General features: G+C 71.9%; 18 protein-coding genes. 7 read left to right on the top strand and 11 right to left on the bottom strand.

Annotated features, from left to right (window positions below; all coding sequences use genetic code 11):
• On the bottom strand, positions 1-208 hold a 208-nt coding region (locus tag ACKUB9_RS04935), incomplete at its 3' end, for a hypothetical protein (RefSeq protein ID WP_410825766.1).
• 295 nt (positions 209-503) lie between these two features.
• Between ACKUB9_RS04935 and ACKUB9_RS04930 the strand changes: the two genes are divergently transcribed.
• From ACKUB9_RS04930 to ACKUB9_RS04920, 3 genes are all read left to right on the top strand, one after another.
• A complete protein-coding gene (locus ACKUB9_RS04930; RefSeq protein ID WP_407519971.1) occupies positions 504-2,159 on the top strand; it encodes a porin in 1,656 nt (551 codons plus the stop codon).
• A gap of 128 nt (positions 2,160-2,287) precedes the next feature.
• Complete coding sequence (locus tag ACKUB9_RS04925) at positions 2,288-2,416, top strand: hypothetical protein (protein WP_407519969.1); 129 nt, start codon at positions 2,288-2,290, stop codon at positions 2,414-2,416.
• A 65-nt stretch (positions 2,417-2,481) separates the two neighbouring features.
• Positions 2,482-3,252, top strand: a complete 771-nt coding sequence (locus ACKUB9_RS04920) for an SDR family NAD(P)-dependent oxidoreductase (RefSeq protein WP_407519968.1) — start codon at positions 2,482-2,484, stop codon at positions 3,250-3,252.
• Between the two features lie 51 nt (positions 3,253-3,303).
• Here the strand turns inward: ACKUB9_RS04920 and ACKUB9_RS04915 are convergent, their stop codons facing one another.
• Complete coding sequence (locus tag ACKUB9_RS04915) at positions 3,304-3,690, bottom strand: GCG_CRPN prefix-to-repeats domain-containing protein (protein WP_407519967.1); 387 nt, start codon at positions 3,688-3,690, stop codon at positions 3,304-3,306.
• A 334-nt stretch (positions 3,691-4,024) separates the two neighbouring features.
• Positions 4,025-4,207 carry a hypothetical protein gene (locus ACKUB9_RS04910; protein WP_407519966.1) on the bottom strand — a complete coding sequence of 61 codons (183 nt, stop codon included), beginning with the start codon at positions 4,205-4,207 and terminating at the stop codon, positions 4,025-4,027.
• A 328-nt stretch (positions 4,208-4,535) separates the two neighbouring features.
• Between ACKUB9_RS04910 and ACKUB9_RS04905 the strand changes: the two genes are divergently transcribed.
• Positions 4,536-4,787 carry a hypothetical protein gene (locus ACKUB9_RS04905; protein WP_407519965.1) on the top strand — a complete coding sequence of 84 codons (252 nt, stop codon included), beginning with the start codon at positions 4,536-4,538 and terminating at the stop codon, positions 4,785-4,787.
• 22 nt (positions 4,788-4,809) lie between these two features.
• On the opposite strand, the gene ACKUB9_RS04900 is transcribed toward ACKUB9_RS04905, so the two are convergent.
• A complete protein-coding gene (locus tag ACKUB9_RS04900; RefSeq protein WP_407519964.1) occupies positions 4,810-5,157 on the bottom strand; it encodes a hypothetical protein in 348 nt (115 codons plus the stop codon).
• A gap of 245 nt (positions 5,158-5,402) precedes the next feature.
• On the opposite strand from ACKUB9_RS04900, the gene ACKUB9_RS04895 reads away from it, so the two are divergent.
• The gene (locus tag ACKUB9_RS04895; RefSeq protein WP_407519963.1) at positions 5,403-6,203 is read left to right on the top strand and encodes a pentapeptide repeat-containing protein; all 801 of its coding nucleotides are present in this window, start codon (positions 5,403-5,405) and stop codon (positions 6,201-6,203) included.
• Between the two features lie 40 nt (positions 6,204-6,243).
• Here ACKUB9_RS04895 and ACKUB9_RS04890 read toward each other — a convergent pair whose 3' ends face one another.
• The 7 genes from ACKUB9_RS04890 to ACKUB9_RS04860 form a co-directional block, all read right to left on the bottom strand.
• Positions 6,244-6,861, bottom strand: a complete 618-nt coding sequence (locus tag ACKUB9_RS04890) for a hypothetical protein (RefSeq protein WP_407519962.1) — start codon at positions 6,859-6,861, stop codon at positions 6,244-6,246.
• 21 nt (positions 6,862-6,882) lie between these two features.
• Positions 6,883-7,743, bottom strand: a complete 861-nt coding sequence (locus tag ACKUB9_RS04885; protein WP_407519961.1) for an ABC transporter permease — start codon at positions 7,741-7,743, stop codon at positions 6,883-6,885.
• Positions 7,740-8,510: an ABC transporter ATP-binding protein gene (locus ACKUB9_RS04880; RefSeq protein WP_407519960.1), complete on the bottom strand. Its 771-nt coding sequence runs from the start codon at positions 8,508-8,510 to the stop codon at positions 7,740-7,742. The genes ACKUB9_RS04885 and ACKUB9_RS04880 overlap by 4 nt, the downstream gene beginning before the upstream one ends.
• Positions 8,507-8,746: a hypothetical protein gene (locus ACKUB9_RS04875; protein WP_407519959.1), complete on the bottom strand. Its 240-nt coding sequence runs from the start codon at positions 8,744-8,746 to the stop codon at positions 8,507-8,509. Before ACKUB9_RS04875 ends, ACKUB9_RS04880 begins: the two co-directional genes overlap by 4 nt.
• 66 nt (positions 8,747-8,812) lie before the next feature.
• Positions 8,813-9,241, bottom strand: a complete 429-nt coding sequence (locus ACKUB9_RS04870) for a cupredoxin domain-containing protein (RefSeq protein WP_407519958.1) — start codon at positions 9,239-9,241, stop codon at positions 8,813-8,815.
• A 26-nt stretch (positions 9,242-9,267) separates the two neighbouring features.
• A complete protein-coding gene (locus ACKUB9_RS04865) occupies positions 9,268-10,281 on the bottom strand; it encodes a YVTN family beta-propeller repeat protein (protein ID WP_407519957.1) in 1,014 nt (337 codons plus the stop codon).
• Positions 10,282-10,421: 140 nt separating this feature from the next.
• A complete protein-coding gene (locus ACKUB9_RS04860) occupies positions 10,422-11,714 on the bottom strand; it encodes an ABC transporter substrate-binding protein (RefSeq protein ID WP_407519956.1) in 1,293 nt (430 codons plus the stop codon).
• 179 nt (positions 11,715-11,893) lie between these two features.
• On the opposite strand from ACKUB9_RS04860, the gene ACKUB9_RS04855 reads away from it, so the two are divergent.
• Positions 11,894-12,415 carry a DUF3280 domain-containing protein gene (locus ACKUB9_RS04855; RefSeq protein ID WP_407519955.1) on the top strand — a complete coding sequence of 174 codons (522 nt, stop codon included), beginning with the start codon at positions 11,894-11,896 and terminating at the stop codon, positions 12,413-12,415.
• On the top strand, positions 12,412-13,158 hold the full coding sequence (locus ACKUB9_RS04850; protein ID WP_407520088.1) for a (5-formylfuran-3-yl)methyl phosphate synthase: 747 nt from the start codon (positions 12,412-12,414) through the stop codon (positions 13,156-13,158). The genes ACKUB9_RS04855 and ACKUB9_RS04850 overlap by 4 nt, the downstream gene beginning before the upstream one ends.
• Positions 13,159-13,165: the final 7 nt, after the last annotated feature.

Genomic DNA, 13,165 nt, shown 5'->3' with positions numbered 1-13,165 from the left:
CCCCTCTCCCGTGCGGGAGAGGGGTTCCCCGCGCCATCGATTTTCCCCGGACAGCCGTGCCCGGCGCCGCGGCGGGCCGGCGAGCAGCCTCGGCCGGCCCCGGCGCGGCGGCGATGACCGCCAGCAGGACCGCGAGGCCGGGGATCCGCGCGCGCGCCTTGCGGGCCGGTTGCGGCGATTTCAGCGCGCCCGGCATCGCCACGGCCACTTGGTCTCGCCAGTGCGCACAAGATCAGCGGTTATCTCGCCTGATCTCGGTGTTGCGATCGGTTGCGCGTACCGTCAATGCAATATACTTCATATTTCTCCTAGAAAAGTCGCGTAAAATTTACCCGACGAATTATTGCCTTCGGGTCACACCTCGCCGGGCTTGTGTTGCGTATGTCCCCGAATAGGTTCGGCGGGCTTGCAATGTCCGCCAAGCTGGGCAGGAAGTCGCGTCGTGCGGTCGAGGGTGCCCGGATCCGATGCCGGCGCGCCGCCCCGCTCACGAGGTGCACATCATGGCGATTGCGAAGCGCTTCTGGCTCGTCTCCGCGGCCGGTCTGACGGGCATCACGGGGGCGGGCGCCGCCGACCAGCCGGTCCGGAAGGCGGCCCTGGTCGAGTACCTCCGGGTCTGCTCGGCCTACGGCACGGGCTTCTTCTACATCCCCGGCACGGACACCTGCCTGCGCGTCGGCGGCCGCGCCCGCTTCGAGGCCGGATACGCCCAGAATTACGGCCGCTCGGGCGCCAACGGCGATCTCTCGCAGTATCGCGGCCTCGGCCGCCTGAACCTCGACGCCCGCACGCAGACCGGCTACGGCACCCTGCGCGCCTTCGTGCGCTTCGAGATCGCCAGCCGCACCGGCGCGTTCCTGACCTCGGGCACGCAGCAGCGCATCGGCAACGCCTTCCCGGCGCTCGGCGTCGACACGTTCGGCCGCTCGCAGCAATTCGCGAACGTCGACAAGGCGTTCGTGCAGTTCGCCGGCCTCACCGCCGGCCGCGCCTCGTCGTTCTTCGACTTCTACGCCCACGACTTCGAGATCATCGGCGCCACGGCCGGCTCGGAACTGGCCTCGACCAACCTCATCGCCTACACGGCCACCCTGGGCGAGGGTTTCTCGGCGACGCTCTCGCTCGAAGACCCGATCTTCCGCAAGACGCCCCTCTACGGCAACGCCGCGACGACCGGCAACCTCGCCAGTCAGTTCAACGTCTTCACCGGCAATTTCAACGTCTCGCCGGTGATCGGCACGGACGCGGCCGGCAACCCGGTGGGGCTGGCCTTCCTCGACGTCGTGCAGCGCTCGCGCCTGCCCGACTTCGTCGGCACGCTGCGCTACGACGGCGCCTGGGGCGCGGCGCAGATCTCGGCGGCGGTGCACGAGATCAACACCGGCAACGCCTCCTTCGCCATCAACGGCTTCAACGCCTCGGTGGGCGCTCCCGTGGCGCGGCCTGCGGGCACCACCTTCGCGCCCCGTGCTCAGAACGAGTACGGCTGGGCGGTCCAGGGGGGCGTGAAGATCAACCTGCCGTTCATCGCCAAGGGCGATTCCCTCTACCTCCAGGGCGCCTACGGCGAGGGCGCGCAGAGCTACACCGGCTACTCGTTCTACACCGGCCAGTACGCCGCCTCGGTGACGGCGGGCAACATCCAGGGCTCGCCCTTCCCGCAGTTCTTCTCGGACGCCGTGGTCAACCCGGCCACCGGGCGACTGGAGCTGTCGACGAGCTGGACGGTCCTGGCCTCCTACCTGCACTACTGGACGCCCGACTGGCGCTCGGCGGTGTTCGGCAGCTACGGCGAGATCGCCTTTCCGCAGGGCGCCCGCACGGCGCTCGGCCTGGTCAACTTCAACGGGATCGGCAATCCGGTCACCGCGCCGGCCGCCTTCGCGTTCAGCAACCAGTTGCGCGACACCAACCAGTTCGTGGTGGGCGGCAACGTGATCTGGTCGCCGGTCAAGGACCTCGATATCGGCCTGGAGGCCCTCTACACCCGCGTCTCGCTCAACAACGGGCGCACCGTCGACCAGAACCGCAACCCGGGCCAGACGGTCGCCAACGTGGTGAACGGCGTGCCGGTGAACGCCGCCGGCGCACCCGTGGCGACCACCAGCTTCGCCGACGCCGTGCAGGTGCGCATGCGCGTGCAGCGCGACTTCTGACGGCGCGGCCCGCGTGGGAGGCGCGCTCCCGTCCCGCTGATCGCACGGCTGTCCGGGGCGGGAGTGGTTGACGAAGCCGGCGGCGGCACGACCTCAAAGGGTACGCCATCCCACGCCGGTCTCCTCGGATGCGCTTCGCTGCGGCTCTCGCCACCGTGCTGGCCCTCGCCCTGCTGCTCCTGTGGCCGGGGCCCCTGGCGATCGTCCTGTCCCTCGCGCTGCTGCTGGCGTGGCCGCTGCTGGACCGGCGCCGCTGAGCCGCCGCGCCGCTTGAAACGGGCCGCGTCCCCGTCAGGTATGGCCCTGAGGCAGGAGCGACGCGATGATTCCGATGCTGGATCCGACGAGTCTGACCGTGTTCGTCACCGGCGCGACCGCCGGCTTCGGGGCGGCCGTATGCCGGCGCTTCGCCGAGGCCGGCGCCCGCGTCATCGGCACCGGCCGCCGCCGGGAGCGCCTGGACGCGCTGCGGCGCGAACTCGGCGACCGCTGCCACGTCGCCGAACTGGACGTCACCGACCGCGACGCGGTGACGGCACTCGTCTCCTCCCTCCCGGCCGGCTTCGACGCGCCCAACGTCTGCATCGCCAATGCCGGGCTGGCGCTCGGCCTGGAGCCCGCTCAGCAGGCCCAGATCGGCAACTGGGAGCAGATGATCGCCACCAACGTGAACGGTCTCCTCTACACGGTGACCGCACTCCTGCCGGGCATGGTCGCGCGCGACGAGGGCCACGTCGTGCTCCTCGGCTCGGTGGCGGGCGACTATCCGTATCCGGGCGGCAACGTCTACGGCGCCACCAAGGCCTTCGTGAAGCAGTTCGGCCTCAACCTGCGGGCGGATCTGATCGGCAAGCAGGTGCGCGTCACCAACATCGAGCCCGGGCTCGCCGAGACGGAGTTCTCGCTGGTGCGGTTTCAGGGCGATGCCGCCCAGGCGGCCAAGCCCTACGAGGGCCTCACGCCGATGTCCGCCGAGGACATCGCCGAGACGATTTTTTGGTCGTGCGTGCTGCCGCGCCACCTCAACGTGAATCGCCTGCAGATCATGCCGACCATGCAGGCCTTCGGCAATTTCGCCGTGCATCGCCGCTGAAGCGGATCGGGACCGATGGGCCGGCACCGGAGTGCCGGCCCCGAACCGCGCCTACCAGCGACGATGCCACCCGGCGTGGCGCCAGCCCCACCCGCCATGGTGCCAGCCGGCCCGCCGCCAGCCCCATCCACCGTGACCCCACCCGGCGTGACGCCACCCGTACGGGCGATGCCAGCCATACGGGCGGTGCCAGCCCGCGTGACGCCAGCCCCAGGGCCGGCGCCAGCCGTAGCCGTAGCCGTACACGGGACGGGCGTAGAAGACGGGACGGGCGTAGAAGACCGGGCGGTAGGCATAGGGCCGGAAGTTCGGCCGGCACCAGCCGTAATAGCCGCGATGGAAGCCGGGACCGCAGCCGTCCCTGGCCTCGGCCGCCGAGCCGGTGCCGAACAGGGTTCCGAGCGCGAGGAGTGCCGCGCCTGCCAACTTCAGTCGCATGGGTGTCCTCCTTTCGTGACGCCCATAAACCCGGTCGGCGATATTTGGTTTCAAGCTTTCGCGGGAAAATTGTTTCTGGATTGTAAACAACGAAGCGCGGCAGCAGGCGACGATGGTCGTATCATATCAGTGCGGAGGAAATCGTCGAGAAATGATAGTCGGACCGGCCGCGAGCCGCATGGGAGATCTGGAATCCTTGAGGGCAAATGAGGCGGTGATGATCTGCGGAGGATAACGATGCGAGCGGCTTTCCCTTGCGTGCCATGCACGTCGCGACGGACCGCCCGACGCCGGATCGAGCGGCCCGCCGGCGTCCGGCGTAGCGGTCTCCGACTCAGCGCCAGACGAACAGCTTCGGCAGGACGAGCGCCTGGATCCGGAAGCTGCTGAACAGCCACCGCGGCGGCAGCGGCTGCGGATTGAGGCCGCCGGACACGTGATCGAGGTCGGCATCCGACAAGATCTCGGACGCGGTCTCGGGCTTCGGCGCCTGCTTGGACTTGAGGGGCTTGAGCATCTGCTCTCTCCATGATGGCGAAGACTGCCACGAAAAGCAGGATGACCCTCCGTCGACTGTACGGATGTGCAGTGCCGCACGAGGCAGGATCGGGCACGGAACGGCTCGATGCTCGGCCCGACTTGGCCTCAACCCAGCTCGGCCTCTCGCCTCACTCGACCGCCGGGTGTTGCTGCAGTGCAGCATAACGTCGCGACGAGCGGTCGTGGCCCGGGCATGGCACGTGAATCGCCTCGCCGGCTTCGAGTACGGCAGGTCGTCGCCCGGCCCGAGGACTGCCGGTGCGGGTCACGAGACGCGCAGCACGATGGGGGCCGGTGGAGGTGGCATGGCCGAATTCCTCACCGTCGCGCTGGTCTGCGCCAAGGCCCTCGCCGCGCCCGACTGTTCCCGCGACACGGCGCTCGACGTCTTCGTGGCGCCGGCGCCCTCGCCCATCACCTGCATGATGCAGGGCGAGACGCTGGCGGCCCGGTCCGGCCTGCTCGACCGCGCGACCAACTACCTGAAGGTCGGCTGCGAACGGCGCCGCACGGCGGGCCTCGTGCCGTCCGGTCCCGTGGTGGCCAACGCCCCGTAGACCGGGATCGAGAGCGGGTGCGTCAGGGCAGCGCGCCGATCAGCGTCTTGGCCTGGCTCATGGTGTTCTCGCAGGCGTCGGTCTGACCGGCCTTGTCCTCGGCGCGCGCCTTCGCGATCAGCTCCCGCGCCTGCGCGATCTTGTCGGGACTGGGCGTGACGTTCGGATCGCTCGGCTGTCCGCCGGGCGGCGTCGGCAGGGCGCGGGGCGAGCCGGTCTGCGTGCCGGTGCTGCCGGTGACGGAGGCCGCTCCCGTGCTGTCGAGCCGGCGCTCGATGGTGGCGATCTGCTCGCCGCAGGGGCTCGCGAGGACCGGGACGGCGCTGGAGGCCGCCAGAAAGGCGGTCGTCACGGCGAGGGTGAGGCGCATGAGAATTTTTTCCTGTCGAGGACGGCGTGCCGGGCCGGCCGGCGGCGCGGACCTTCTCAACAGCCCGCCAGGGGCTTCGGTTCTCAGGCGCGACAATGGGTTGAGCGCTCGGGCCGGGTCGTCCGGGCGGGTCACGATGCCGTGAGCCGCAAGGCCCGGATCGTGCTCCGGCTTGCTCGGCGGCAGGCCCCCGCCTCTGATTTCCCGCAGGCGGCCGACGGGCCGCGACAGGGGAGACGATCGCCATGGGGATGGGATGCCGAGCGGCCCACGCGCTGGCCGTGCTGGGGCTCCTGGCGGCGCCGGCTGCGGTCGCGCAGGACATGATGCGCCACATCGACCTGACCTCGCCCGAGATGGCCGGAGCCGAGACCACTCGCGCGGCCGTGGAGGCGATGGTGCGGGAGGCGGCGGGCCGGCCGCTCGACCTCTCGGGCAAGCGGCTGTCGGGCCTCGATCTCTCGGGCCTCGACCTGCGCGGGGCGAACCTGCGCCTCGCCCGCCTCAACAAGGCGCGGCTCGCGGGCACCGACCTGTCCGGCGCCACCCTCGATCAGGCCTGGGCGCTCGGCGCCGATCTCTCCGGGGCCAAGCTCGGGGGCGCGAGCCTGTTCGCCCTGCAGGCCCGCAACGCCGTGCTGGCCGGGGCCGACCTGTCGGAGGCGCGGCTGGTGGCGGACCTCACCGGGGCCGACCTCACCGGGGCGGTGGTGCGCCGCGCCCGCGGCGGGGCCGACATGCGCAACCAGTCGATGGGCCTGATCCGGGCGGTGCTGGTCTCGGCCAAGCTCGACGGGGCGGACCTCGCCGGGTCGGACCTGTCGCGGGCCAAGCTCGACTTCGCGAGCCTCCGGGGCGCCAACCTCACGGACGTGAATTTGATGGGGGCCGACCTGTCGGGCGCCGACCTCACGGGCGCGCGCCTCGCCGGCTCCACCTGGACGGGCGCCGACGTGAGCGGCACCCGGCTGCGCGACCTGGAGGGCGCCGAGGCGGCGCGGGGCTTCGATGCCGTGGTGAATGCCGACCGGGCGCTGCGGAACTGAGGGCGGTCCGCGGGCCGTCCCCGATGAGGCGGAGGCGGCCTCAGAGCTTCGCCTGGATCTTCCGGGCGATCTCGCCGAGGCGCTGCTCCAGCAGGGTCGGCACCTCGCAGACGTAGGTCAGGGACTGGCTGCGCTCTTGGAAGATGCGCTTGTCCCAGTTGAATCGACTCTCCAGGTCGGCGAGTTCCTTCGTCTCCTTCACGTCGGGCGAGGTCTTGATCTCGCTGATCTGGCTCGCCTCCTCGCGGATGCGCTCGGCCATGACGCGCTGGCCGCGCGCGTAGCGCGTGATGCCGGCCATCACCTTGTCGCGCTCGCCGTTCAGCAGCTCGAACACCCCGGCGAAGACCCGGGTGAGGCGCTCGGCCTTCTCCGGTCCCGCCTTCTCGGCGAAGTCGGCGATCAGGCCGTCGGCCTCCTCCAGGGGCGTGCGGCGCGAGGCGAGTTTCTGGGCGAGCTGCGCGGCCTCGCGGTCGCTGCCCCATTCCGTGAGCGCCTGCGCGACGTCCGGCCCGGTCCAGACCGCCCCGGGGCCGAGCGTCGAGACCTTGCGCTGCGTGCAGGGCCAGGTCGGGTCCGGCTTCGGCTGGGCGAGCGCCGGAGAGACGAGGGCCGCGGCGGCCGTGACGGTGGTGACGAGGAGGGAAAGGCGGAGCATGGACCTCGATCTCGATGGGTGTCAGGCGGCCTCGCCGGCCGGGCCGCCGCGCCGGGCCAGCAGGCCGCGGCCGGGGTCGTAGGCGATCACCGCCAGGGCGAAGAAGACGATCCCGGTCCCGAGCACGACCGCGCAGGAGACCGGGTTGAAGGCGCCGTAGAGGGCGAAGCGCACCAGCTCCACCGCATGCGTGAACGGGTTCGCCTGGCAGATCCAGTAGAGCGCATCGCTCGATTCCCGCACCCGCCAGAGCGGGTAGAGCGCCGAGGAGGCGAAGAACATCGGGAAGATCACGAAGTTCATCACGCTCGCGAAATTCTCGAGCTGGCGCACCAGCGAGGACAGGAAGAGCCCGATCGCGCCGAGCATCAGCCCGGCGGCGATGAAGGCCGGCAGCGCCGCGAGGTAGCCCCACGGCGGGATGTCGGTCTCCCAGAAGGCCGCGATGGCGAGAAAGACGTAGGCCTGGATGATCGAGACCGCGACGCCCGCCGCGAGCTTGGCGAGCAGCAGGCTCCAGCGCGGATAGGGGCTGGTGAGCAGCACCCGCATCGAGCCGACCTCGCGGTCGTAGACCATCGAGAGCGAGGATTGCATGCCGTTGAAGAGCTGGATCATCGTGGCGAGGCCCGGCACGACGTAGACCTCGTAGAGCACGTAGGTCTCGTAGGGGGGCGTGATCGACAGCCCGAGCGTGTTGCGGAATCCCGCCGCGAAGATGAACAGCCAGACGAGCGGCCGCACCAGCGCGGAGAAGAATCGCTCCTTCTGGTTGAAGAAGCGCAGCAGCTCCCGGCGCACGATGCCGAGGAAGCAGATCAGGTAGCCGGTGGCGTCGAGCCGGCCGCGGGGCGCGGCGGAGGCCGGTGCGGGATGGGTCATGCGACCTGCCTCCGGCCCGCCTCGGCGGTGATCTGGCGGAAGGATGCTTCCAGGGAGCCGGAGGGCTCGCTCAGCGCGCCCGCGAGCCCGCGCGCCACGACGCGGCCCTTGTGCAGCACCACGACCCGGTCCTGGGGCTCGACCTCGTCGAAGATGTGCGTCGCCCACAGCACCGAGAGCCCCTCCTCCCGCACCAGCGCCCGCACGATGGCGACGATGTCGGCGCGCGCCTCGAGATCGAGCCCGACGGTCGGCTCGTCGAGGAGCAGCAGGTCGGGCGCGTGGATCAGCGCCCGGGCGATCTCGATGCGCCGCGACTGGCCGCCCGAGAGCGTGCGGATCTTGTCGTCGCGCCGCTCGAGCAGGCCGACGCGGCCGAGGAGCGCCGCGATGCGGGCATCCGCCGCCCGGCGCGCGATGCCGTGGAGGGCGGCGTGGTAGAGGAGGTTCTGGCGCACCGTCAGGTCGGTGTCGAGGGTGCGGGCCTGGAAGACCACGCCGAGGCGCGCGAGCGCCCGCGAGGGCTCGCGGGAGAGGGCGTGGCCGAAGATCGCCACCGTCCCGTCCTGGTTGGCGTAGAGCCGGGTCACCACCGAAAAGAGCGTGGTCTTGCCCGCGCCGTTCGGCCCGAGCAGCGCCACGAACTGGCCCCGCGGCACGGCGAGCGAGACGTCGTCGAGGGCCGCCCGGCTGCCGAAGCGGTGGCTCACCCGCTCGACCTGCAGGGCCGGCTCCGGGAGGGCCGGGGCGTCGGGCGCGGCGCTCATCGGCCGGCCCTGGCGTCCCGGACGGCGTCCAGGCACTCGTCGAACTCGCCCTCGCGCGCCTCGCGCTCGGCCACCCGCAGGGCCTTCCGGAGGCGGCCGGCGGCCGGCTCGGGCGGCGCCTTGTCGAGGGCGGCGCGGATCTCCGCGATCCCGTCGCGGCAGGCCGCCGCGTCGTCGGCGCGGGCGCCCGCGATGCCGCCGGCGGTGAGCGCGAGGACGAGGGCGAGGGAGCGCATGGGCTGACGAATCCTCCGGTGTCGGTCCGGCATGTAGGGTGGCGCGGCGCGTCCCGAAACAGGCCGCTACTTCACGATGAAGCGGCCGGTCATGCCGCGGCTCTCCAGCCCCTGGATGGTCCAGGGAAACTCGCCCGCCCGCACCGTGACGAACTCCACCTCGATCGTGCCGGGATCGTCGAACTCCAGGTGGTGGGGCGGCCCGGCCATGTGGATCTCCAGATGGTTGATGACGATCTGGTTCATCCACACGCCGCGGAAGAATTCGGGGGCGAAGAACTTGTACTCCTTCTGGCCCTTGGCGGTGATGCGCAGGCGGTAGGACTTGCCCGCCTCCATCTCGATCTCCTTGGTCGAGACCGCGTAGTCGTTGCCCTGGTCGTCGCCGAGGACGAGGTCGGGCAGGTCGGTGCGGCCCTTGGCGAGGTCGCGGGCGAGCGCCGGGCCGGCGGCGAGGAGCGCCGCGGCGACGAGGGCGCGCAGGATCGGGCGCATGAGAAAAAGTCCGTTGGCGAGGGAGATCAATGTGGTGAGACGACGACGCCCCAGGGCAGGAGGCCGACCGGGATGCTCTTGACCACCTTGAGGGCCTCGACGTCGATCACCGAGACGTCGTTCGAGGTGCCGTTGGTGGTGAAGAGCTGCTTCTGGTCGGGCGTGAAGGCGAGCTGCCACACCCGCTGGCCGACCGGCAGGTATTTTTCCACCTCGTAGGTCTTGGCGTTGATCACCGCGACGCGGTTGGCGGGGCCGAGCGCCACGAAGGCGCGGGCTCCGTCCCGGGTGAGGCGCACGCCGACGGGCTGGATCTGCTCGTCGGTGACGCCCGGGATCTTGAACGAGATCTTCTTGACCACCTTGCGGGTCGCGGTGTCGATCACCGCGACGGTGCCGCCCACCTCCGCCGAGACCCAGAGCCACTTCCCGTCCACCGAGAACTCGGCGAAGCGCGGGCGGGCATCCACCAGCACGTTGTCGATCACCTGGTGCGTCTTGGTGTCGATGAAATGGGCCATGTTGGTGGTCTCGGAGGTGTTGACCAGCACCGAGCCGTCCGGGCTCAGGCCCATGCCCTCCGGCTCCACGCCCACCGGGATCTCGGCGATGACCCGGTTCTTCTCGATGTCCACCACCGTGACCTGGCTGTCGTCCTCGTTGGCGATGTAGAGCGGGTTGCCGCTCGGATGCAGGATGAACAGCTCCGGGTCCGGCCCCGAGCGCAGGGACTTCACCACCTTGCCGGTCGCGGTGTCGATCACGTCGACCCGGTCGTCGTCGCTGGCGCAGACGAAGAGCTGCTTGCCGTCGTGGCTGATGGTCACGCCCCGCGGCCGGCGCCCCACCGGCCAGGTGGCGGTGACCTGCAGCGTGGTCGAGTCGATGACGCTGACCGAGTTGCCCTTCTCGTTCGTGACGTAGACCGTGTAGGCGCCCGCCGGGGCGGCGGCCAGCAGGCTCAGCCCAAGGCCCGCGGCGGCGATGGCGCGGCGCAAGCGGCGTGGCCCGGACGCGCGTCCCGTCCCGTGGCGTCTCATGGGGGTCTCCCTGGTGGTTTCTTGAGGGCGGTATGTAGCGTCCCGCCCGGTCCCGGGCGAGGCGGACAAAGGCCTTACCGGCGGCGGGGTGGGCGGGCGCGATGGGGCGCGGGGGGTCGGAAAGGGCGGCGGGCCGCCGATCACGATTTCGGCAGCTTGCACTGGCTCTCCGGCTGGTCGTAACCCAGCGTGTCCAGGGGGGTGCGCTGGTGCAGGTAGCCCTGCTCGGGGGCCACCGCGACGAGGGCGCTCGGCTGCACCAGCAGGATCGGCTGGCGCAACTGGTGATCCCAGGAGCGGAAGGTCAGCGACACGCCCTTGTAGGCCGGCAGCGTGAAGCCCGGATCGACGATCTGCGCGGCCAGCGCCGCTGGATCGGCGGTCCGCTTCTGCATCGCCGCCTCCCCCACCGCCCGGAACGCGGTCCAGACCTGGTAGTCGAGGGGGCGCATCAGCCGGCCGGCGAGGCGGCGGAAGCGGTTCTGGGCCTGGGCGGCGCCCCAGACCTCCAGGGTCGGGTGCCAGGTCGTCGGAAACAGCGCCTGCGTGCCCGCCACGGGCCGCGGGTCGGCGGTGTGGTAGGGCACGTAATCGCCGAAATCCCCCGCCTCGTCCGCCACCACCGCGATGTCGTAGTCGAGGCCCCGGGTGAAGACGAGGGCTTCGGCCCGGGTCGGGGTGTCGCCGCGCGCCCGCGCCAGCGGCCCGAAGGTCCAGGGTTTTTCGGCGCCGATCTGGAGCCCGAATTTTTTCGCCGAGCGCCTGAGCGCCTCGGCCCAGAGCCGGTCGTTCTCCTGCGGCCCGACGATCAGGAAGAGCTTGCGCCAGCGCATGAAGGCGAGGAACTGCGCCAGCGCGTCCGTCTGCATCGCCCGGCTCGGGGCGACGTGGAAGACGTTGGCCCGGCAATCCGCCGCGCGCAGGCGGTCGTCCGGGGCGGCGGCGTTGAACAGCGTCACGCCGCTGCCCTTCAGCGCGTCGGCCACCGCCAGCACCTCGGGCGCGGGCAGCGCCAGCACGATGAAGCGCACGCCCTTGTCGGCCAGCCCGCGCGCCGCCGCGACCGGATCCTGCGGCGGCGGCTCGCCCGGCGAGGGGTTGGCGAGCGCCACCTCCTCCAGGGCGTAATGGAGCTTGAGGAAGCGCCCGCTCGCGTTGTTGTCGCGCACCGCCATGCGGGCGCCCGCCACGCCCTCGTCCTCCGGCGCGGCCTGCGCGTCGTAGGACGACGGCGCGTCCGGCGGCCGGTGGATCAGGCCGATGCGGATCTCGGCCGCCCCGGAGGACGAGGACGTGGCGGGCGACTCGGCGGGCGGGGGCGCCGGCGCCTGCGCGGCGGCCGGCGGGACGGCGCCCGCCAGGAGGACGGCCAGCGGCGCTGCCAAGAGCGCGGCGAGAAGACCGGAGGCGAGGAGGCGGCGGGAGGAGGCCATGCGGGGCGCACGCTAACAAGGATTCCGACGTGCCCTCAATGCCTTATCGCTAAGGGAAATCTAAGGGGAAGGGCGCGCTCCGCCGCACCCGAAAGTCCTAGGCGCAGGCGTGCGCCCGGTCCCGGATTCGCCTCGGCGCTCCGTTGCGCGGGCCGCGCGCGCTGTGCCAGTGTCCGGCGATGCTGCCGGCCCGCCTCCTCCCCGCCCTCGCCGCCCTGCTGCTGCTGGACGCCGCGCGGCCGGCCGCGGCCGCGCCCGAGACGGCGGCGCTCTTCGGCATCGAACTCCTGGAGCCGGGAGTCGTCGGCGGGCGCCCGCCCCGGCCCGACGAGGCGCGCCGCCTCGCGCTCGCCACCGAGGAGCTGCGCAAGGCCGTGGCGGCGCAGGGCCAGGTCGCGTTCGTCGACCTCGCGCCCAAGGCCGCCGAGATCCGCAAGGACGCGCCGCTCTACAAGTGCGAGGGTTGCGCCGAGCGCATCGCCAAGGAGGCCGGGGCGGCCCTCGCCGTCTACGGCTACGTCCAACGCAACACCAACCAGATCCTCAACCTCAGCATCACCATCTCGGACACCGGCAGCGGCAAGGTGCTGCGCGGCGGCCAGGTGGTGATCCGCGGGGACACCGACGACACGTGGCTTCACGGCGTGCGCTGGCTGGTGAAGAACCGCCTCTTCGCGGAACCCCTGCCGAGCCGGTCCTGAGCGTGTCCGAGCCTCCCCTCGCCTCCGGCCCGCCCCTCACGCCGGTGCGTCTCCTCGTCAGCGTGCGCGACGCCGCCGAGGCGGCGCTCGCTCGGGCGGGCGGCGCCGACCTCGTCGATGCCAAGGACCCCGCCCGCGGCGCGCTCGGTTCCCTCGCGCCGGCCGCAGTGCGCGCCATCGTGGCGGCGGCGCGCGGGGGCGCGACGAGCGCGGTGGCGGGCGAGCCCGCGAGCGCCGCGGAGGCCGCCGGCCTGCTCGCCGCCCTCGCCGGGTCGGGGGCGGACTACCTCAAGATCGCCCTGCCCCCGGGGCTGCCCGCGGCGGAGCTGCGCCTGCCCGCCGGCCCGCCCGTGATCGCGGTGCTGTTCGCCGAGGACGATCCGCATCCGGACCGGCTGCCGGCGCTCGCCGCGGCGGGCTTTCGCGGGGCGATGATCGACACGCGCGGCAAGGACGGACGGCGGCTGCTCCAGCACCTGCCCCTGCCCCGGCTGGCGGCCTTCACGGCGGCCTGCCGCCGGCTCGGCCTGATGTCGGGCCTCGCCGGCTCGCTCGCCCTCGACGACATTCCGCTCCTGGCACCGGTCCGGCCCGGCTATCTCGGCTTCCGGGGCGGGCTCTGCGCTGGCGGCGACCGGCGCGCCGGCCTCGATCCCGCCCGCGTCGCTGAGGCCGCGCAGCGCCTCGCCGCGGAGGCGGCGCGACGCCGCGCCGCGGCGGCGGCGCCCCCGGCTGCGGCGTAGAGAACCC

Source organism: Methylobacterium oryzisoli (assembly GCF_046557895.1).
Classification (GTDB): domain Bacteria; phylum Pseudomonadota; class Alphaproteobacteria; order Rhizobiales; family Beijerinckiaceae; genus Methylobacterium; species Methylobacterium oryzisoli.
Note: the sequence above shows the minus strand (reverse complement) of the source record. Positions and strands in the feature narration are given on the sequence as shown.